Annotated in this window: 17 protein-coding genes and 2 riboswitches; of the genes, 10 read left to right on the plus strand and 7 right to left on the minus strand. The window is 47.8% G+C overall.

The genetic code is table 11. The features are described from left to right. Positions 1-183: 183 nt before the first annotated feature. The 6 genes from thiE to MHI55_RS04995 all read right to left on the minus strand — a co-directional run bounded on the left by thiE (position 184) and on the right by MHI55_RS04995 (position 6,219). Entirely contained in the window at positions 184-849 is a 666-nt protein-coding gene (thiE, locus tag MHI55_RS04970; protein ID WP_315372077.1) for a thiamine phosphate synthase, read from the minus strand. After that, a complete protein-coding gene (thiD, locus tag MHI55_RS04975) occupies positions 849-1,661 on the minus strand; it encodes a bifunctional hydroxymethylpyrimidine kinase/phosphomethylpyrimidine kinase (protein WP_076253492.1) in 813 nt (270 codons plus the stop codon). Before thiD ends, thiE begins: the two co-directional genes overlap by 1 nt. Then, the gene (thiM, locus tag MHI55_RS04980; RefSeq protein WP_036672665.1) at positions 1,658-2,470 is read right to left on the minus strand and encodes a hydroxyethylthiazole kinase; all 813 of its coding nucleotides are present in this window, start codon (positions 2,468-2,470) and stop codon (positions 1,658-1,660) included. The genes thiD and thiM overlap by 4 nt, the downstream gene beginning before the upstream one ends. Before the next feature lie 926 nt (positions 2,471-3,396). Beyond that, positions 3,397-4,470 carry an ABC transporter substrate-binding protein gene (locus MHI55_RS04985; RefSeq protein WP_076253491.1) on the minus strand — a complete coding sequence of 358 codons (1,074 nt, stop codon included), beginning with the start codon at positions 4,468-4,470 and terminating at the stop codon, positions 3,397-3,399. A gap of 167 nt (positions 4,471-4,637) precedes the next feature. Continuing rightward, on the minus strand, positions 4,638-5,375 hold the full coding sequence (locus MHI55_RS04990) for an ABC transporter permease (RefSeq protein WP_340389128.1): 738 nt from the start codon (positions 5,373-5,375) through the stop codon (positions 4,638-4,640). Between the two features lie 79 nt (positions 5,376-5,454). Continuing rightward, positions 5,455-6,219, minus strand: a complete 765-nt coding sequence (locus MHI55_RS04995) for an ABC transporter ATP-binding protein (protein WP_076253489.1) — start codon at positions 6,217-6,219, stop codon at positions 5,455-5,457. A 158-nt stretch (positions 6,220-6,377) separates the two neighbouring features. Then, positions 6,378-6,480, minus strand: a riboswitch (TPP riboswitch). Positions 6,481-6,697: 217 nt separating this feature from the next. Between MHI55_RS04995 and MHI55_RS05000 the strand changes: the two genes are divergently transcribed. Beyond that, complete coding sequence (locus tag MHI55_RS05000) at positions 6,698-7,573, plus strand: radical SAM/SPASM domain-containing protein (RefSeq protein WP_036606150.1); 876 nt, start codon at positions 6,698-6,700, stop codon at positions 7,571-7,573. A 347-nt stretch (positions 7,574-7,920) separates the two neighbouring features. Then, the gene (locus MHI55_RS05005; RefSeq protein WP_036606151.1) at positions 7,921-8,589 is read left to right on the plus strand and encodes a pectate lyase; all 669 of its coding nucleotides are present in this window, start codon (positions 7,921-7,923) and stop codon (positions 8,587-8,589) included. Positions 8,590-8,764: 175 nt separating this feature from the next. On the opposite strand, the gene MHI55_RS05010 is transcribed toward MHI55_RS05005, so the two are convergent. After that, entirely contained in the window at positions 8,765-9,718 is a 954-nt protein-coding gene (locus MHI55_RS05010; RefSeq protein WP_076253488.1) for a copper amine oxidase N-terminal domain-containing protein, read from the minus strand. Between the two features lie 165 nt (positions 9,719-9,883). Continuing rightward, a riboswitch (TPP riboswitch) is annotated at positions 9,884-9,994 on the plus strand. Between the two features lie 229 nt (positions 9,995-10,223). Here MHI55_RS05010 and MHI55_RS05015 point away from each other — a divergent pair. The 8 genes from MHI55_RS05015 to MHI55_RS05050 all read left to right on the plus strand — a co-directional run bounded on the left by MHI55_RS05015 (position 10,224) and on the right by MHI55_RS05050 (position 20,497). Then, positions 10,224-10,817 (plus strand): ECF transporter S component, encoded by a 594-nt coding sequence (locus tag MHI55_RS05015; RefSeq protein WP_036672660.1) that lies wholly within the window; start codon positions 10,224-10,226, stop codon positions 10,815-10,817. Beyond that, positions 10,818-12,389, plus strand: coding sequence for an ABC transporter ATP-binding protein (locus tag MHI55_RS05020; protein ID WP_076253487.1), 1,572 nt, complete (start codon positions 10,818-10,820; stop codon positions 12,387-12,389). Then, positions 12,364-13,158 carry an energy-coupling factor transporter transmembrane component T gene (locus MHI55_RS05025; RefSeq protein WP_076253486.1) on the plus strand — a complete coding sequence of 265 codons (795 nt, stop codon included), beginning with the start codon at positions 12,364-12,366 and terminating at the stop codon, positions 13,156-13,158. Before MHI55_RS05020 ends, MHI55_RS05025 begins: the two co-directional genes overlap by 26 nt. A 101-nt stretch (positions 13,159-13,259) precedes the next feature. Further along, the gene (locus tag MHI55_RS05030) at positions 13,260-15,563 is read left to right on the plus strand and encodes a PQQ-binding-like beta-propeller repeat protein (RefSeq protein ID WP_076253485.1); all 2,304 of its coding nucleotides are present in this window, start codon (positions 13,260-13,262) and stop codon (positions 15,561-15,563) included. A 131-nt stretch (positions 15,564-15,694) separates the two neighbouring features. Beyond that, positions 15,695-16,504, plus strand: a complete 810-nt coding sequence (locus MHI55_RS05035; RefSeq protein WP_053061448.1) for a methionine ABC transporter ATP-binding protein — start codon at positions 15,695-15,697, stop codon at positions 16,502-16,504. Continuing rightward, entirely contained in the window at positions 16,501-17,172 is a 672-nt protein-coding gene (locus MHI55_RS05040; protein WP_047841707.1) for a methionine ABC transporter permease, read from the plus strand. Before MHI55_RS05035 ends, MHI55_RS05040 begins: the two co-directional genes overlap by 4 nt. Positions 17,173-17,217: 45 nt before the next feature. Next, positions 17,218-18,075: a MetQ/NlpA family ABC transporter substrate-binding protein gene (locus MHI55_RS05045; RefSeq protein WP_081745836.1), complete on the plus strand. Its 858-nt coding sequence runs from the start codon at positions 17,218-17,220 to the stop codon at positions 18,073-18,075. A 463-nt stretch (positions 18,076-18,538) separates the two neighbouring features. Then, positions 18,539-20,497, plus strand: a complete 1,959-nt coding sequence (locus MHI55_RS05050) for a methyl-accepting chemotaxis protein (protein ID WP_340390572.1) — start codon at positions 18,539-18,541, stop codon at positions 20,495-20,497. The last annotated feature ends 18 nt before the right edge of the window (positions 20,498-20,515 follow it).

Below are 20,515 nucleotides of genomic sequence, written 5' to 3' on the forward strand. Positions count from 1 at the left end.
ATTATTGTATCATCCAGTCACTGCAGGGGGGAGCGGATGCGCTTCTATGTCGAAGACATGGGTTGCTGCCGCGCCGCGGGGGTGTTTTGAGGCTCCTCTGTTATGGAGAGGAGCGTGAGCAGTTGTGGGCTGCACCATGTATGCGGTGCAGTCCACGGAGTTAGCAGTGCAGGGAGAGCAGGGCTACGCCTGCATCCCGCGCACTGCCGCAGCGAACTGCGCAGCCGCTGCGCGCACGTCGGCCGCGCCCGCGATGGCGGAGATGACGGCTACGCCGTCGGCTCCAGCCGCCATCACGGCGGCCGTGGTATCGGGCGTAATGCCGCCGATACCCACAATCGGAACTGCGATGCCTGCGGCGCGCAGTTCCGCCACCCCTGCGGGGCCCAGCACAGCGTGGGCATCCGCTTTGGAGCGCGTCGGATACATGGGCCCGACGCCAAGGTAGTCGGCGCCCGCCTGCAACGCACGGCGCGCCTCATCCACAGAGTGGGCGGATACGCCAAGCATCCGCCCATCTCCAATGCGGGCGCGTACTAGCGCCGCGTCCGCATCATCCTGGCCGACATGCATGCCGTCGGCCTCCACCGCTACAGCCAGCTCCACATCATCGTTCACGATGAACGGGACCCCGTGCTGGCTGCACACCTCGCGAAGCCGCATTGCAAGCGTGATGCAAGCTTCGCCGACCAGGGCGCCAGTTCCCTTTTCACGGAACTGGAACAGCGTAATGCCGCCAGCAATGGCCTGGCGCAGCACTTCCACAGGGTCTTGCTTTGTATTGACGCTGCCCATCACTAAATATACCTGCATCGCGCGTCGTACCGCTTCTGCATCCCAAGGGCGCATCACTGCTCACCCCGCTGTCTGCGCTGATACGCAAAATGATTTGTCGGCCCATGTCCGGCCCCAATCCCCAGCTCATCTTCGATGGCTGCCTGAATGAATGCTCGCGCGGTCGTAACGGCAGCCAGAACAGGTGAACCCTTGGCTAACTCTGCGGTGATGGCAGCAGAGTATGTGCACCCCGTTCCGTGTGTATGACGGGTTACCACACGAACATTCTCCAGATAATGAAAAGACTGCCCATCGTAGAGCACATCCACGATCATGCCACTTCCTTCATCATGACCACCTTTGACCAAAGCATACGTTGAGCCCATCTGTACAATCCGTCTTGCGGCTTCTTCCCGCTGGCTCAGATTGGTGATAGACATCCCGGTAAGCAGTTCCGCTTCCGGGATATTGGGTGTTGTGATCAGGGCATGGGGCAACAGATCCGTAACCAACGCCTTTACAGCTTCCTGCTGGAGAAGGGGGGCGCCACCTTTGGCTACCATCACAGGGTCGATGACCAGATTAGCCCAACGGTATTGCTGCCATTTCTCAGCGACTAGACGAATAATCTCGGCACTATATAACATGCCGGTCTTCGTTGCGGTTGGTTGAAAGTCTTCGCCGGTCGAGTCCAATTGCTGGGCAATGCCATCGTAAGGGATGGGAAAAACGCCCTGCACACCAGTTGTATTTTGGGCAGCAATAGCGGTGATAACGGTCATGCCGTATACACCAAGTTCTTGGAATGTTTTCAGATCGGCCTGAATGCCTGCGCCGCCCCCGTTATCGGAGCCTGCAATGGTTAGCGCTTGAGCAATACTCATACTGCACCTCCACGGATCTGACGGATCTGTGCGCGTTCTGCCAAGAGGTCTGGTGTTACTTGTGCCAGTTGATTCAACAATTCAATCTGGAAGCTACCCGGCCCCTGATGAGCTGTCCGCTCTGCCGCCAGTTCAGCTGCTACACCATAAAACGCTAGCGCTTCAACAACACTGCCTAGAAGATCGGCTCCTGATTCCGCTATGGCTGTAAAAGCGCCAATCACTGAACTGAGCAGACAGCCAGCACCTGTGACCTGAGTGAGCAGGGCATGACCATTACTCGTGAGGAATGTGGATTGTCCATCAGTAATAATATCTTCTTTTCCGGTAATGACCACGACACAGCCAAGTTTATGCGCTGCCCGCTCCGCAATGCCGATTCGGTCGCCCTCACCTGATCCTGCGTCCACACCTTTAATACTCCAACTCTCACCGATGACATTAGCGACCTCTGCCACATTGCCGCGCAGTACCGTGAGACGAAGTTCACGAATGAGCATCTGCACGGTTTCCGTGCGATAGGTGGTTGCGCCAGCTCCAACCGGATCAAGCACCACAGGCACGTGATGCGCATTAGCCGATTGGCCTGCCAGACGGATTGCCTGAACGACTTTGTCATCGAGTGTACCGATGTTGAGTACCACGGCTCCTGACATCTTGGCGACATCAGCGACCTCTTCATGAGCATAGGCCATAAAAGGGGACGCACCGAGTGCAAGCAGACCATTGGCTGTGAAGGGAGCCACGACAAGGTTAGTGATATTGTGTACCAGCGGATTTTGCGTACGAACACGTTCCAGATAAGACATATAATTTCCTCCTTGTTTTGAAGTAACCCGATCGGCGGAAGTCCGATATCTGGAGTCACTCAACAGAATAATTGGATATGAGTTCCCTTGTTGAGTTGGGGCGCAGAGTCTAACAACAGCCAGATGCATTAATGCGGGAAAAGCAGAAACGTAAAATCTAAATCAATTTCATAACTCACTAAAATGGATTTTTGGAACTGGATATAGACAAATTGAATCATTCTGATCGATATCTAGCGAAACAGTAAAAAACGAAACGATACAAAATACAGAAAGTGAACCCAGGGTATTTCTCCAAACTCAGGCAAGCAATACTGTGATGGATGTTAGCATCCAACCAGTGTCTTGAAGTCCAGGCTGGTCGATACCCAACTGATTGGGGCACGATCGATCGGGGCACGACTGGTCAGACGATGTTTCTAAAGAACACAGGACGTCTTATTTGGCTGTCAGGTCCTCCTTTTGAAATGTAAGGAACATCAGACACGTTATTCCCAGAATCTCCTGACCAAAACGCTGCAAACAGCTATTTATTCTGATATAACATGTTTCAGGTTCTTTAGATTTCTGCAACCGCTCCAAATCCCTGAATAGGACGCCTCAGATTCGTTAGCGGTCGTAGCATGCTCTGTTTCGATCAAGTTAAGGAGCGTTTCAGCTCCCAGTAGGCTTGAAGATAAGCGCTAATTACATTACCAAATACATATCAACAAGCCACCCAAACGCATATCAATCTGCCCAGATGCACATCAAGCCACTTAGGATTGTTATAAATTCTGATCCTCCGATGCTTGCTTCAGGCCAATTCCATTTCGCAAAACTTCATGCATTCGATCCTACGTTTTGCTAACTTTGCTTTTAATCACATTGCTTTCATTCCCTTTATGTTCAATCACTTTTCCTTTATTCGCGTTGCTCTCCTTTATTTACTCTCCTTGCAGAGTAATAAAAGTATCCTCGGCTTTCACCGATTCAGGAATCAAATCCTGTTCAACGAGCCATGTACGTACATTTTCCCACGATTCCATTTCCTGCCGACCAAATGGTTGGCCTTCTTCATTCATGAGTGGTAGCAGAATTGCCAGGCTTTTGGTTTCGATCTCCGGGTCAAGCGGTGATGTTTCATTCTCATGAGCGAGCAGAATACTCAAGGCTTCTTCTGGATGCTCAGTCACATATTTCTGTCCTTCCTGGACCGCTTTGACGAACCGGGTAAGTTGGTCTTTTTTTGCTTCAATGCCAGCTTCACTTGCAGTCAGGACCAATTCATAATAATCAGGCACACCATAATCGACGGGGTTAATCGATTTCATGGCATGTCCTTCTTTCTCCAAAATCAATTGTTCATGGTTAATAAAACCACCCATAATCGCATCCGCTTGTCCGGAAGCCAGCGAAGGAATCAGATCGAACCCAACGTCGACCAGATTTATGTTGTCGGGATTGCCGCCATCCTTACTGATCATCGTGCGTACCATCGCTTCGTACAGAGGAATGGAGGAATAACCAACAGTCTTTTCTTCAAGATCTTTGGGTGAACTTACGTTGCCATTCGCTTCGGTCAACAGATGCACAAGCGGGTGCCGAACAACAGCAGCAATGGAACGTACAGGAATGTTCTCGCCACGCGCGAGCAAGATTTGGGGCTGGTAACTTAGGGCCAGATCAATTTTTCCGGCAGCAACAAGTTTGAGCGAATCATTGGTATCCGCAGGCATCTGAATATCGAGATCCAGACCTTGGTCTGCAAAGTATCCTTTTTCCTGAGCCACATAGATGAAGGAGTGTACTGCATTCGGGTACCAGTCGAGCATGATAGACAGTTTATCTTTGGCGTCTGATGCAGGTTCGGTTGCAGACGGATCTGTTTGCTGTGTATTGGTTGCCGAATCTGTTGTTGGCGTATTTTGGCTATTGTCTGTGGTGCTGCATCCGCTAACGATCAGCAAAAGGCTAATGAGTATGATGGGAAGCAGGGAGTATATACCTTTGTTATTCATAAATGAAGTTCCTCATTTCATCGTTTTGATTTGTAGAAAATGGGCAACAGCATGTTAACGATAATGTGACAATGAACTGATTGAAGATGTTGCTGAAATTGTGCATAAGATATGTTTTGTTTTGAAGATTGTAACTACTGTATTTACATCTAATTTCTGTCTAAGTATTATCCAACCTTTCTTTTGCCTCCATGACGATGACGCCGTATGCTAAACCGTTTCTCCAGCCAGGTAATCAGTACAAACAAAACGATCCCAAGCAGGGATAACAGCAAAATGGCGGCAAACATCGCATCCGTGTTCATGTTGCTGGACATACGACGGCTGAAGTACCCTAGACCTTTGCTACCACCGAGCCATTCGCCAATCGTTGCCCCAACCACGCAGTACACCACAGACATCTTTAGCCCCGAGAAAAAAGAGGGAAGTGCCAGCGGAACCTGGAGTTTGCAAAAAATATCCCACTTGCTGGCGCCCATGGTGAGCAACAGTTCACGCTGCTCTGGATCGCCTTGGCGGAGTCCATCGTAGGTACTGACCACAATGGGGAAGAATGCGATTAAAAATACCACGGCGACTTTGCTCCACAACGTGTAACCAAACCACAGGATAAATACGGGGGACAAGGCAATCAACGGTATGGTCTGACTGATCACGATGAAGGGATACAATGCCCTTTCAATCGATCGGTTCATATGCATGCCTGTTGCCAGCGTAATTCCAGTCACTATGGACAAGACAAAACCAACAACAACCTCCATAAAGGTAGCAGGCAGATGGATGGTCAACAGCAGACGGCGATGCTCAACCAGTGAGCTTACGATGGCCGTGGGTGCAGGAATGATGAAGGAGGGCACCCATCCCATACGCACAATCACTTCCCAGATCGCCAGTAATAAGAACATGAGCATAATGAACAGACCATATTGGGAAAACGACCTCGAGAGCCACTTTAAACACCACGTCCAGACGCTAACCTCAGCTCTATCGTGCATGCAATTGTTCCTCCAGTTGTTGCCTCATCTGCACGAGAGCCGGTTCGTAGATCATGTCCGAATGCCTTGGGCGTGGTAAAGGAACCGTCATCTCCTGCAACTGCTGACCTTGCCCTCCTGGAGTTAACAGAATGATACGGTCACTTAACAGCAGGGCTTCTTCGATGTCATGTGTAATGAACATCACGGTTTGGCCAAAGCTCTCCCACAGCTCCAGCAACCAGCGATGCATTTCTCGTTTGGTTAATGCGTCGAGTGCACCGAAGGGTTCATCCAGCAACATGAGCTGCCCGCCTGTAAGCAAGGTACGAAGCAATGCCACCCGCTGCCGCATGCCGCCGGATAACTCATCCGGATAGGAATGTTCATAACCGGACAAGCCGAACCTTGCCAATCCTGCGATGATATCGGCTCGTAGTTTGTCCTTATCCTGTCGGCCTGGTGCAAGCTCGGCAGGTAGCATGCAGTTCTCCATGACGGTACGCCAGGATAACAGCAGATCTTTCTGCGGCATATAGGCGACTCGTCCGAGCCGTTGTCCTTGCGGGACATCAGCTATATCGATGGTGCCAACGGTTGGTTCATGCAAGCCTGCGAGCAGCTTGAAGAGCGTGCTTTTACCTGATCCGCTGGAGCCGATGAGCGAGACAAATTCTCCTTGTTGAACCTGAAGCGACACATTGGAGAGCACAGGGGAACCCTTTTTTTCGGGAAAAGCAAAGCTTACGTTGTGAATGGTTACATGGTTATCCATCTGATCCTCACCCCCTTGATGTCAGACTACTGCAATAACAACGGCATCCTATACTCTGCAAAAGGAACAAAAAAGACCCACCCATTTCCGGAGAAATGAGTGGGTCTGTAAGTTAAATCCGCAATTTATCTTCACATACATGAAAAAATTCCGCTTACTAAAAGGCCGCTCCACTTCCCTCCGCTGGTATGATCCAGATCAGGTTCAAAGGGTCCGAATAGTCATATTCGTCTCAGCCGCAAGGCTCCCCTAGTGCAAAAGTTCAAGATATGCAGTTGTGTGTTCAGCATATATCAATCGAACATGAACTGTAAAGAGGCAGCATGATAGAATTCTTGAGATGAACTTGGAGTCATACCCGAACAACTGAACAATTTACCTGGGCTCCCTAACCCGATATAATAGTGGTGGCGCATATTGGCCGGATCACAAATGCAGGTGGGATTGTTCTCCCTCCTAGGCAGAATGGGGACCCGAGTTGAAAACGTTCAAAAAAGTATATATTGAGATCACGAGTATCTGCAATCTGGCATGCAGCTTCTGTCCGCAGACACAGCGTGCCAAAGGATTCATTGACCCTGAAGTCTTCAACAATATACTGGATCAAGTTAAACCACACACCAATCATATTTACTTACATGTCAAAGGTGAACCCTTGTTGCATCCCAAAATAGATCTGTTGCTCGATTCCGCACATGAGAAGGGACTCAAGGTGAACATTACAACGAATGGTACACTGCTGCCCAAGACTCAGCATAAATTGCTTGGCAAACCGGCGCTGCGGCAGATGAATTTCTCCCTGCACAGCTTCGATGGGCATGAAGGTTCAACAGATCGTGACGGGTATCTGCGTCATATTTTGTCCTTTGTACACGAGGCCGTTAAGCACAATGTCATCATTTCATTCCGGTTGTGGAATCTGACACAGGATAACTTCACAAATGCTCAGATGAATCGAAATCGGGAGACCCTTGAAGTATTGGAACGTGAGTTTAATCTGGACTTCCGCATTGAGGAAAAAGTAGTTCCAGGCAGCGGGGTCAAAATTGCCCCGAATGTATACCTGAATCAGGACCATGAGTTCCAGTGGCCAAGTCTGGATGCACCTGAAGATGACGGTAAAGGCTTTTGCCATGCACTTCGCGGTCAGGCAGCTGTGCTTGTAGATGGAACGGTGGTTCCATGCTGTCTCGATGGCGAGGGTGTGATTAACCTTGGTAATGTGCACGAGAAGTCATTCTCGGAGATTATTGAGGGTGAGCGAGCGAACAATCTGGTATATGGCTTCTCCAAACGCGAAGCTGTAGAAGAGTTGTGTAGAAAGTGCGGTTATCGTCAGAGATTTGGAGCCTGATATCTTATATCAGCAAGCCAGAAGCCATTCAAGATCACACATTTGGAGACAAATGCAGTGGTCTTTCTTTGTTATCGGGGATTAAGTGAGGGGTATATACGTTACAAATGAGCATACCAGAGGTTGATATGAGCATATTGCTTGAGAGACCTAGCATGCAAAAAATGCCGATATGACAGGGATTGTACGATGTCATGATATATCTGATCTAATGATTATTCTAGTTACCTCCCTTATTTGGTAAGATTAGGTTGTAGATCGGACAGAGGTGCACCTCTGAAGATCTTCCAGTACAAGCCCAGGCTGTACACTACCAAAAAACGAGAGAATAAGGGAGGAATAAAGTTATGAAAAAAATGTTGACGTTGTTACTGTCCGCTGGTTTGGTTGCTTCTATATTTGGTGCAGTTCCGGCTGCGGCTGCGCCTACGGTTGTAAATTCAACCATTGTGGTTCCAAAGGGCACGACCTATGACGGCCAAGGTAAAACATTTGTAGCCAATCCTTCCACACTGGGCGACGGATCTCAAGCAGAAAATCAGAAGCCAGTCTTCCGTCTGGAGGCAGGGGCCACGCTCAAAAACGTAAACATTGGATCACCAGCTGCTGATGGTGTTCACTGTTATGGCAACTGTAATATATCGAATGTGGTCTGGCAGGACGTGGGCGAGGATGCACTGACATTGAAGTCTGCCGGAACGGTTAACATTACCGGTGGGGCAGCGTATAAGGCTTATGATAAAGTGTTCCAGATGAATGCAGCTGGAACAATTAACATCAAAAATTTCCGTGCAGATGATATTGGCAAACTGGTTCGCCAAAATGGTGGAACTTCCTTTGCAGTTAACATGACGCTGGATAACTCCAACATTTCCAATGTGAAAGATTCGATTATGCGTACAGACAGCAGCACATCACAAGGGAAAATTACGAATACCCGTTATTCCAAAGTGCCAACCCTATTCAAGGGATTTGCTTCAGGTAAGACCAGTCAATCCGGCAATACGCAATATTAAACAGGAGATTGAATCGCTGGAGTTGGTAAAAGTTAAGCTCCACTTGTGATTTGAAGTTAAAATATAACGCCAAAAAGAGCGTCCCAAGGTCATTGCCACAATGACTTTGAGGGCGCTCTTTGTAATGCAGATGTGATAATTTCTGCTGAGCAATGTCTTATAGAGGATGCTCAGACTATTTCTCTCCCGGAACTTCAACGATGACTTTGCCTTTCTCGGGGACAACAGAACCGGTATCAATAGAGCCCAATTTGTTCATGATCTCGTAAGAGGTTTCTTCAAGCATGCGAGAGTACTTGAATGATACGAGTGTTTGACCTGTTACGGAAGGACGAGTCCCTGCTTCAGCAACGGCTTTGTTTTTAATAAAGAACAGGTCACCGATGGTTCCGGCATTTTTGCTGATGTTAGCCTGCCATTGTAACAGTGCACTTCCATTTTTAAGGATATAATAACTGATCAGATCGTTATCCTCAACAACGAAAAAACGATCTTTTTTACCTTGCTCAAAGATGTATTCAATGGATGAATCCACCGGACCCAAAGGATTGCGAATGTCCAGACGTGCTTGTCCCAGTTCAGAGAAGCGTGGCAGATGCAGTGCGGCTTCACGCGTCACAGTCAGATCGGAACTGTTATATTCTTTTACAATCGTAGCATCGGTAGTGTAAATATAGGCTTCCTTGGCCTTCTGGTTCCACTGCACCTTGGCACCAAAAGCTTCACCGATGGCACGGAGCGGAAGCATCGCTTTACCATTCACCAGAATCGGCGCTGAGGATAATGTCGCATTCTGACCGTTTTTCTTCATTGTTTTGCTGTTAGGTGTAAGGACATACTTATCGCTGCCTGTGCTAATGCTGATCTCTTTTGTTTTGTTATTGTAACCAAACGTATAGTTGCCGAGGAATTGAAGCTCCGTCAATGCCACGTACGTAATACCCTGCCGTATGACAACATCATATTGAGCTTGAACATTGTTAATATAAGCTGTCGGTTTAGGTTTAGTTGCTGCGGCTTCCGCCACAGTGGATGAGAGTAAGGCAGGTGCCGTGCCTGCGGTGAGTATCGAAGCGGCAAGGACCATTTTCCATGTTTTAAGCTGCCAAATAGAATTGTAATCTTTCATCACTATCAATCTCCCTTCTAATGTTTAAGACGGACCACATAACCTAAATGTTTCATATTATGGAAAGTGAACCATCAGATTATTTCCCCTATTACCCCAAATGAAGCATGATGATTTTTCTAGGGATTGCCACAAATACCCATCTGATGTACATTAGAAGCAATGAAATAAGTGAACCGGGAGCTCAATGAAGTTGGGCTGAGAGAGTGGCCTTGTGCCGCTGACCGTACATCTGATCTGGGTAATGCCAGCGTAGAGAACATGGATTTGCGATATGTAAGGGTGAATTGTGGGAATGAACGTGGATGAACAACAGACCTCTTTGAACTGTGGTGGTGTATCTGCCATGACGGAGGGGGGCTGGTTGATATTCCGTATTTTCGACATCCATCCAATACATCATTGTGAAGATTGTCCACTGTGCGTGAGGCCTGCCCGGAACCGGGGAGGCTTTTTCGTTTATTTTGATAACCCTCACAGGGAACAAAGGAAGGACGTAGAGAACATGGCAACAACAGCAGGCAACAAGCGATTGAAACTAACGGATATTCTGGTAACCATCGTGATCGCAGTAGTGTTTGGGGTGATATACAAGATATGGGGACCTACATATGACTTGATGAAACCATTTGGTGTTCATGCGGAGCAGATGATCTACGGCATGTGGTTTATGGCGGGCACGTTTGCTTTTGTTATCATTCGTAAACCAGGCGTGGCTATTCTTGCCGAAGTTGCGGCTTCAACGGTAAGTGCTTTCTTGGGTAGTGAATGGGGCATGTCCACACTGGTGTATGGCCTGTTGCAAGGATTGGGAGCTGAGATATTCTTCGCCGCATTTTTGTATCGCAAAACCAATCTGTTTGTCACCTGTCTTGCAGCCATAGGAGCTGCAGCGGCTTCGCTTTTGCTGGATTACCAATACGGGTATATTGATTCACTCTCGGCGTGGAATTATACGCTATTTATCGGATTCCGCTTCATTGGAAGTATTCTGATTGCTGGAGTGTTCGCTTATTATCTTGCCAAAGCATTGGAACTAACCGGTGTAACGCGTTCGCTCAGACCGGTATCCAAACAAGATTATGAGGCGCTGGATTAGATGAACGGGGAAGGGAATTCGCAAGCGGTAAGTGTCACCAATCTAAGATGCAAGTTCCCGGGAGAGAAAGCCTTGGTATTTCAAGGCTTGTCTCTTTCTGTGCGTCAAGGAGAGAAAGTGCTTCTGCTTGGTCCAAGTGGCTCCGGTAAATCGACGTTATTGCAAATTTTGAGCGGTCTGATACCACGTTCGGTTGAGATTCCGATGAAATGTGATGATATTCAGGTTCCCGCCAAAGCAGGAGTGGTCTTTCAAGATCCGGATACCCAGTTCTGTATGTCCTTTACGGATGAAGAGATCGCATTTGTTCTGGAAAACCGAAATATTCCGCGTGAAGAGATGCCTGCTCTGATTGAATATTATCTGAAACAAGTGGGGTTATCCTTTGAACAGAATCGTGTATTGATCCAGTCCATGTCTCAGGGGATGAAGCAGCGTCTTGCGATTGCTTCGATGCTTGCCATGGACCCGGAGGTATTGTTTTTGGATGAACCCACTGCACTGCTGGATGATGAGGGGACTTCCCAGGTATGGGATACCGTCAAACGGATCGCCAGTGACAAAACGATCATCATCGTTGAACACAAAATAAACAAGATTGTGGATATGGTCGACCGCATCATTGTGTTATCACCTGAAGGAAAGATTGTGGCGGATGGGCTAGCACAGCAGGTATTTACAGATGAACGGGGCAAGCTGAAGGCTTATGGAATCTGGTATCCGGGTGTGTGGGATGAGCACGAGCAGGCAGCTAAGGAAGAAGAGGGAAGTACTTCTGGAGAGCTTCAAGTGTGTGTGGATCACGGCATCTCAAGTTTGGAAGCACAGCAATCGTCTGGCTTATCCGATACACCGGGTATATCCCCCATATCTCACGTCTCACCCTTATCGCCTGTATCACCCGGCTATCAGCCTGCACTGGACTTGCAGCAGTTCACCGGATGGCGTGGGAAAACACCCTTCATTCAGTTAGAACAGGCCAAAGTATGGCATGGGGATTGGATTGGTATTGTCGGAACTAATGGAGCTGGCAAGAGTTCATTGTTGTTATCTCTGATGAATATCCTGAAAACAACAGGTCATTATGAGGTGGACGGTCAGCCTTCTGGCAAAACGGAGCAGCTTGCAGATCAAATCGCGTTTGTATTTCAGAACCCGGAGTTTCAATTTGTGACCAACACCGTCGCGGAAGAAGTGGAATTCTCATTGCTAGGGGGCAGGCTGACAACGGAAGAAAGACTTGTCAGGACTGATCATATGTTGAATCAATTTGGATTAATCGACCTGTCCGAGCGCCATCCCTACCAATTATCGATGGGGCAGAAACGACGCTTGAGCGTTGCCTCTGCACTGGTGAGAGAGCAGCGAATACTGCTGTTGGATGAACCTACTTTTGGACAGGATGCCCGCAATACGTTTGCCATGTTAGCACAACTGGAGCAATTGCGGAGAGAGGGAACAGCTATTGTTATGGTTACCCATGATCGTGAAATTGTAAAAAGATATTGCACCCGAATCTGGACGGTAGATGAGGGGAGGTTAACTGATGCAACTGTCGTTTCCTCACCGTGAAACCTGGCTTCATAACGTCAATCCGGGATTAAAGATGATCATTCTGACGATGATGTTTGTCATCGTTATCCTCATTCACAATCTGAATGTAATGGCCAACGTTGCGGTGGCGATGATGTTATTACTGTGCTGGACAGGTCATCCGTGGTACAGATTGATACTGTACGCATCACCATTCATTCTGGTTTTTATCTCCACGTCTACAGGTATGATGATGTTTGGTAAGGGCGAGACCACATGGTATAACTGGGGATTGATCCATATAACCGAAGAGAGTTTCTATCGCGGTCTGCACTTGGGTTTTCGCTCGCTGACTATGGCCGCGGCTGGGTTGCTTTTTGGTCTTACGACAAAACCAGTACGGCTGTTTTATTCCCTGATGCAGCAATGGAAGCTTCCTGCAAAATATGCCTATAGCTTTCTGGCCGCGATGCGCATGATCCCCATTTTGCTGGATGAATTCCAGACGCTCCGTTATGCGATTCGTATTCGTGGAACACAGCAACGCGGCTCTCGCTGGAATGTGTATGGTACACTCAAGCGTTACGCTATTCCGCTGCTGGCACAGAGCATTCGTCGTGCACAGCGAATGGCGGTAGCGATGGAAGCGAAAGGGTTCACAGATGGCGCGAGCCGAACGTATTACATTCAGATTGGCTATTCGCGAGCTGATCTGTGGTTTGTATTTTATTATATGCTCACCTTAACGGCTGCTTATTACATCGGGGTTACCTTTCCTTATCATGCTACGATGGTGGATGTAAGGTAATACGGGCAGATAGATAGAAATATATTGAGGTAAACGGTAACTTTTTCCTTTTTACTGCGTCTCTATTGGAAATAACTTCTAATGAATGGGGATGAACGAGAGTGAAGACGGGTCCTGACTGGCAGAGAACGGGGTACAAATGGATTACCATGACTGGATTATCAGCTGTGCTGTTGACGGGCTGGATGCTGCTGGATTCCAAAATGGTCGCCCTTGAAGGACAAGCTTCGGCTACAACGCCACAAGCATTGGGGGCAAGTTCCCAAGTCTTAACTGCAAAGTTAGCTCACAAACAAGGAGACACCGTTACGCTTATTAATGACATCCCTCTGTTCAAAAACAGAAGGGACGGCAGGGTGGCTGCTGACCAGCTGGGGATTGAATACTATACAACAAAAAACGAAAAGTATACGTTGGCCACAGTTCGAGGTGAGTGGGTGCAGCTTAAGTCAACCGATCATGGAGACTTTTGGCTGCCAAGTTGGTATGCACTGAAGGAGAGCAGAAGCATGACGGAAACAGCTCCCCAAAGCTTCACACTCCAATCAGGCAGCAAGTTGTATCTGGTTCCAGATAGTTCTACAACTTGGTCTAGTGAGAAAGCGCTAACAGATAAGGCTGTTATTGTTGCAAAGTGGAAAGGCTGGTATGGGGTCTCCATTGCCCCACGAGTCTGGAATAAAGAATCTTTCACGTATCGGCCAGGACTCTTCTGGATCAAGGCACAGGCTATAGAACAGCGGATGAATGTGGCTGATGGCTGGTTCATTCAGGAGGCATCGCTGCCAACTTCGGTTATACGCCATCTGACAGATATGAAGCTGAACAATGCAATCACCTCCAAACAAGTGGCTGGGTGGTTAGGCGAACCGGATTGGAAAGAGAGTTCAAGCAATTTGAATGATACTGGTTATGCAATGAGTATTGGGCAGACCTGGAGATATGAGCGGGAAGATGCACAATTTCTGGTCACATTCAACAAGAATGGCAAGGTGGTCAGGACACGCTGGAATCTACCACAGGATGAACGAAATGTTGTGGTTTCTGATTGGAACATCAGTCGGGCCGATGAATATGGGTTCACGACAAAAATGTATGGCACAACACTGCCAACGACAATCCCTTGGAAACCGGTATGGACCAACCAGGGGGATATTAACTACACTTTTTTACAAGCAGCCACGGATGACGTGCTCCTGATGAAAGGCGATGACGGTGGATTTAGCGGAGGTTACTACGAAGGTTCCATATATGCCCTTGACCGACATTCCGGCCAGCAATTATGGGGGATTAACGGGGGTTTTGGAAGACAGCAGGCAGAGGTGGATGCAGAGCGCAAATACGTTACAATCTACACCGATTATGACCCTGATAAGAAAAAATACGTGGATCGTATTCGTCATCTGAACTTGAAGAACGGAAAGGTCATGTGGACGTACACTCCTAAGCAAAATTTTAGACTAAATGGCATCACCGCTGCTAAGAACGTTGTGGTTGTGGATAACCCGGTTGTTGAGAGCTCAAGCAACAGTTGGTTAACGGTTCTGGACAGTGCAAACGGAAAAACATTGTGGACGCGAAAACTGGCTACAGGTTATGAATTATTGAACAAGAGTGCAGATGACCCCTATGTGTTGTATTGGGAAAAGAATAAGCTGGTTGCAGCCGATCCGCAATCAGGGCGAACCGTATGGAGCTTAAAGGGCAAACGATCCACCATAGAACAATTTTGGAATGATCCATATACTGGTGGAATTGAACGTCTTGATCCCTTTGCAACCACGAATGCTGAAAGATGGCTATCACTAGATAATCAGTGGCTTCTGCTTGATCTGAACACGGGGAAAAAGCTTGCCCAATTCCCTGCTCGGGTAGGACAGAGATTTGAGGAGCTGAATGATGGCATGTTGTTGATCCGTGAGAACAAGAATGGCAATCATTACGGAGAATATGAAGATTTTACAACCACCCTGTATGATGCCAAGACAGGCATAACACGCTGGACGCACAAGGGCAAGATTGAACGAGGACTGGTGGAAGAGGATCAGTTGTATGTGATTAAGAACGGCTACCCGGCGGCTGTGGATTATAAAACGGGGGAGACGCGTTGGAATGCCAAAGATACGATTGCAACACTAAGGCATCCGACGAATCAGGGAAGTTATCTGGTCATTGATGATCAGTTGCTGTTGCCCATGGACGAGAATCTGCTCGTAATGAACAAAAAGAATGGAGCACTGTTAGGTCGTGTACATGACGTTGTGATGGGAAACCCGGAGCACCGGGACCGGGATGCGAAGAATGGAATGATTAACCGGATCGGTAATGAAGTGTATGTGGGTTCGTCCAACGGACGTTTTCGTGTATATGAAGCCAGCCGCCTGCAGGAGGCAATCTCACCTTAAAAGCTTGTCTCGTAAGGGATGTTGATTTATTATAAATGAACAGGCTTGCTCGCGCTCCGGTTATCGGCTGTGCGGGCTTTCTTCATGTGTTCTTGAAGAACCATGCATGATCATTCACGGGAGGACTCTCCATGATCTCATTATATGGTGTAAGCAAACGTTATAACGAGCGCGGTTCCCGTGCAGATCAGGGATTCGAAGCATTAAGCTCGGTGTCCCTCGAAGTGGGACAAGGAGAAATACATGGCATCATCGGATCAAGTGGTGCAGGCAAATCCACGCTTCTGCGGATGCTCAACGGATTGGAAAAGCCGGATGATGGTGAAGTTGTTGTGAATGGGCAGCACTTGACCCAGATGAATGAACAGAGTCTGCGTCAGGCACGAAGATCCATTGGCATGATCTTTCAACACTTCAATCTTGTCAGTAACCGAACGGTGAGTGGCAATGTCTGCATGCCATTGGAGCTTGCGGGTATGCCCCGTGCGCAGCGAGTTGAACGTGGACTTGAGGTGCTGCGGTTTGTTGGACTGGAAGACAAGGCGGGTCAATATCCTGCTCAGCTTAGCGGAGGACAGAAGCAACGTGTGGCGATTGCACGAGCGCTGGCCAGTCGTCCGGATGTGCTGCTCTGTGATGAACCGACCTCTTCGCTTGATCCACAGACCACGAACGGTATCCTGGATGTGCTGCGTCATATCAATGAAACGCTGGGCGTGACCATTGTTGTAGTAACGCATGAGATGGAAGTGGCTCGCAGACTATGTCACAGGATATCCGTCATGAAGGATGGGCGACTCGTTCGTACGTTGTCTAAAGCGGAAGTGAGCAGTATCCCTGCTCCGCAGCCTGATCTGTTGACCTCCTTGCTTGCGGGTGACGAATACGGGATGACAGGTTCGTCTCTGTTCCGTCAGGCAGAACAGGAGGACAAGTCATGAGGTTACCTGAGTCTGTGCTGAAATATCAGCATGAGATATGGCAGGCGATCGGAGAGACTTTTGTTATGGTGGGCATCTCCATTGCGGCAGCTGTTCTGATCGGGTTACCTCTGGGTACACTGCTGTACTTATTCCGGAGAGGACAACGGTATCAGAATCAAACGCTGTCCTTTGTACTCGGCAGTGTCGTTAACATCGTTCGTTCGTTTCCGTTCTTACTGCTGGTTGTATTCATGATTCCATTCACACGGATTGTTGTGGGAACGTCCATAGGTACGTTGGCGGCAACCGTGCCACTCTCGGTCATTGCAATTGCCTACTACGCCAGACTGGTGGAACAAGCGTTGCTGGATGTACCGAGGGGAGTGGTTGAAGCTGCTGCTTCCATGGGGGCATCGACGATGCAACTTGTGGTGAAGTTTTTGTACGTGGAGGCACGATCTGGTCTTGTACTGGGACTCACGACAGCTACGATTAGCTTCATCTCGTACTCGACGGTGATGGGTATTGTAGGTGGCGGCGGGGTTGGTGATTTTGCCATTCGCTACGGTTATCAGCGCTTCGAAACGGAGATTATGGTATTTACGATCATCATTATGATTATCCTGGTACAGATGATCCAATTCACAGGTAGCAGACTGTCCCACTGGCTGGATCGCAGATCCTGAACGGTTGGATCGTGCATTATTACGAAAACCAATACAGATTATACGATGAGGGGTAGACATGAAATGAAAGTGAAAATGATGCTTATGTTGCTTGCAGTAATGCTGGTTGTCGCTGCTTGTGGCAAAAAAGAAGAAACACCTGCGGCTGAAGGAACAAAAGAAGATACACAAGCTGCACAAGAAGTTACGCTAAAAGTAGCCACGTTGATTCCACCGATGACAGACGTACTGGATATTGTTAAACCGCTTTTGAAGGAAGATGGCGTCAACCTGGAAGTTGTTGTGCTGTCAGATAACGTTCAACCAAATACGGCACTCGCGAATAAGGAAGTGGATGCAAACTTCTTCCAACACGTGCCTTACATGACCCAGTATAATGAAGCGAACAATGCCAATCTGGTGGCTGTACAGCCTATCTATAATGCCATCTATGGCGGCTACTCCAAAAAGTACAAAACGATTGAGGAATTGCCCGAAGGTGCAACGATTGCAATTGCAAACGATCCTTCCAACATTGGTCGCTCTCTTGTGATGCTGGAGCAGAACGGGTTGATTAAGCTGAAAGAGGGCGTAGGTTTTAACGCCACACAGGCAGACATCACCGAGAATACAAAGAACTTCAAGTTTGAGGAAGTGGACTTGTTGATGCTGGCTCGGATGATGGATGATGCTGATCTGGTAGCCATGACACCGGCATATGCCAGTCCGCTCGGTCTTACACCGAAGAAGGATGCACTGTTAACCGAGAAGGATGATTCCCATTTTGCAATTACCATGGTTGCCCGTGAGGATAACAAGGACTCCGAAGCGATCCAGAAGCTGGCTAAACGCATGGCGGGTCCAGAGGTCAAAGCCTTCTTCGAAGAGAAATATGCAGATATTGCGATCCCGGCATTTAAATAGAGAATACGTTGGTCCAATGTAAATAACCTTTAGATCTGAGCGATAACGCTTGGATCTTTTTTTTTGTCGTCCGCTCGCTTATTAACAAGTATTTAGAAAGTTAACAATTTGGTCATATCCCCGGAACACTTTATTTAATAGTTTTTTCGTATAATTTGTTTGAAAATAGTTCTTTTGGATTATAAATTAAGAGATTTGTTCGAGTTTTGTAGTGTAAAGAGTGTTTTTCACAAGAAGTGAGACCTAGTTTTTTGAAAAGATGGTTTACAATCTATGAGAGCTATACAAGAGCTATATAAGTTGTATGAATCATTCAGCAATTGGCGGTTGTTCTGTCATCGGAGTGGCAAGTGTAAATAATCACTAGTTCAACTTATAAGTAGATCAAGTAAAACTAAAATTTATCTGGAAGAGGTAGAGAAATTTGTCCCGAAAAAATAGCAAATCGACCTGGTTCAACAAGATGCATAAGAACTTTAAGACCAAGCTGGTGGTGTCCTTTATTGCTTTCCTGGCCATACCTTCGTTAAGTATTGGAGTTTTATCGTATAACAGTGCAAAAGATGAAGTGGAGAAGCAAATTTTACATAGTGCGATGGAAAATGTGAACCTTGCCAGTGCAACGATAGATCTTTCAGTCAATGCCAAGCGGAACCACATTGAATATTATGCGAGTACACTCGCGGAGCAATTGCGTCAAGAAGATGCCGAGGTTCGGGTTGTGAACGAATTGAAGGGGTATGCCGCACAGAACAAAGATATCATCACCATAGGTGTAGGCACAGAGGCAGGTGTGTATCTGATGTCCTCTGATGCGGAGATGCCTGAAGATTACGATCCGCGAACAAGACCATGGTACACAGAAGCGATGGGTACTCCACAGCAGGTCATTGTTACAGACCCTTATATTTCTGCCGAGACAAAAGAGATTACCATTACGATTGCGAAGGCACTGGAAGACCAATCTGGTGTGGTCCAACTGGATCTCAATCTGGCGGACATTAGTCAATTAGTTAGCGGAATTAAAGTTGGAGAAAAGGGACATCTGATTCTGCTGGATGCCAGCGAAAAGTATATCTATCATCCGACGATGCAACCTGGAACAGATGCAACAGAAGATTTTTGGACACAAGTGTATACGAATGAATCCGGTAATTTCAACTATACCTTTGATCAGGTTGATAAGGTCATGTATTACGCCACGAATGCATCCACGGGATGGAAGGTCGCTGGCACCATGTTCTCCTCTGAAGTTGAGGATGCCGCTGCACCTATTCTGAATCGAACGATTATGGTCATCGTTTCTTGTCTTGTCATCGGAATTTTGATCATCTGGCTGGTGATGCGATCGATTGTTAAACCGATCCGTCAGTTGAAGGATCAGGCGATTCAGGTGAGCGAAGGGGATCTAACCCAGACCATAATAAGTACAAGCCATGATGAAATAGGTGAACTGAGTGAGGCTTTTGGCAAAATGCAGCACAATCTGCGTGTGTTGATTCAAAATGTGGAGAACAGCGCCAGTCAGGTAGTCATCTCATCGGATGAAATGGCTCAGAGTGCGGAATCAACCAGTGCAGCCAGTGAGCAGGTAGCGCGAGCCATTCAAGAAATTGCGAGTGGTGCGGAGAAACAGACCGAAGGTATTGAACATAACCATCAGGCCATGAATGAAATTACGATTGGTATTACAAGAATCGCCGAACGTTCCATACATGTCGCTGATTTGGCGAAACATACAACCGTACAAGCAGAAGAAGGCGGCAACACCGTCAAGCAGACGGTGAGTCAGATGCAATCGATTCAAGAGACGGTAGCACAGACAAACCAATTGATTCAAGCGTTATATGAACGATCACACCAAATTTCAGCGATCACGGAGTTAATCGGAAATATAGCCAAACAGACAAACCTGCTCGCGCTGAACGCATCCATTGAAGCTGCTCGTGCAGGTACACATGGCAATGGATTCGCTGTTGTAGCAGCAGAGGTTCGCAAGTTGGCAGAGCAATCCGGGCAGTCCGTCAATGAAATCACCGTGCTGACTACGGCGGTACAGGAAGATATGGCTGCTTCCGTTCGCATGATGGAGAAGGTGACTTCAGAGGTTGGAGAGGGCATGGACATCTCTACAGAAGCGATTCGGAAGTTTGAACGTATTCTGGATAGCATGCGGGAAACGACACCTCAGATTGAAGAGATTGCTGCCACGTCGCAAGAGATCACAGCAGGTGTACAGGAAGTATCTGCTGTATCCAATGAGTTGGCAGGCATTGCGTCAGGCAACGCCGCAACTTCCGAAGAAGTGGCCGCTTCCTCAGAGGAGCAACTGGCAGCGATGGAGCAGATTTCTTCCTCGGCTCGTGGCTTGTCTACCCTGGCTGAAGAGCTGCAGCGCCTGATTAGACAGTTTAAGTATTAAACGGGATCGTAGAAGAGA

Origin of the sequence: Paenibacillus sp. FSL E2-0151 (assembly GCF_037993015.1) — a bacterium.
Lineage (GTDB): Bacteria > Bacillota > Bacilli > Paenibacillales > Paenibacillaceae > Paenibacillus > Paenibacillus amylolyticus.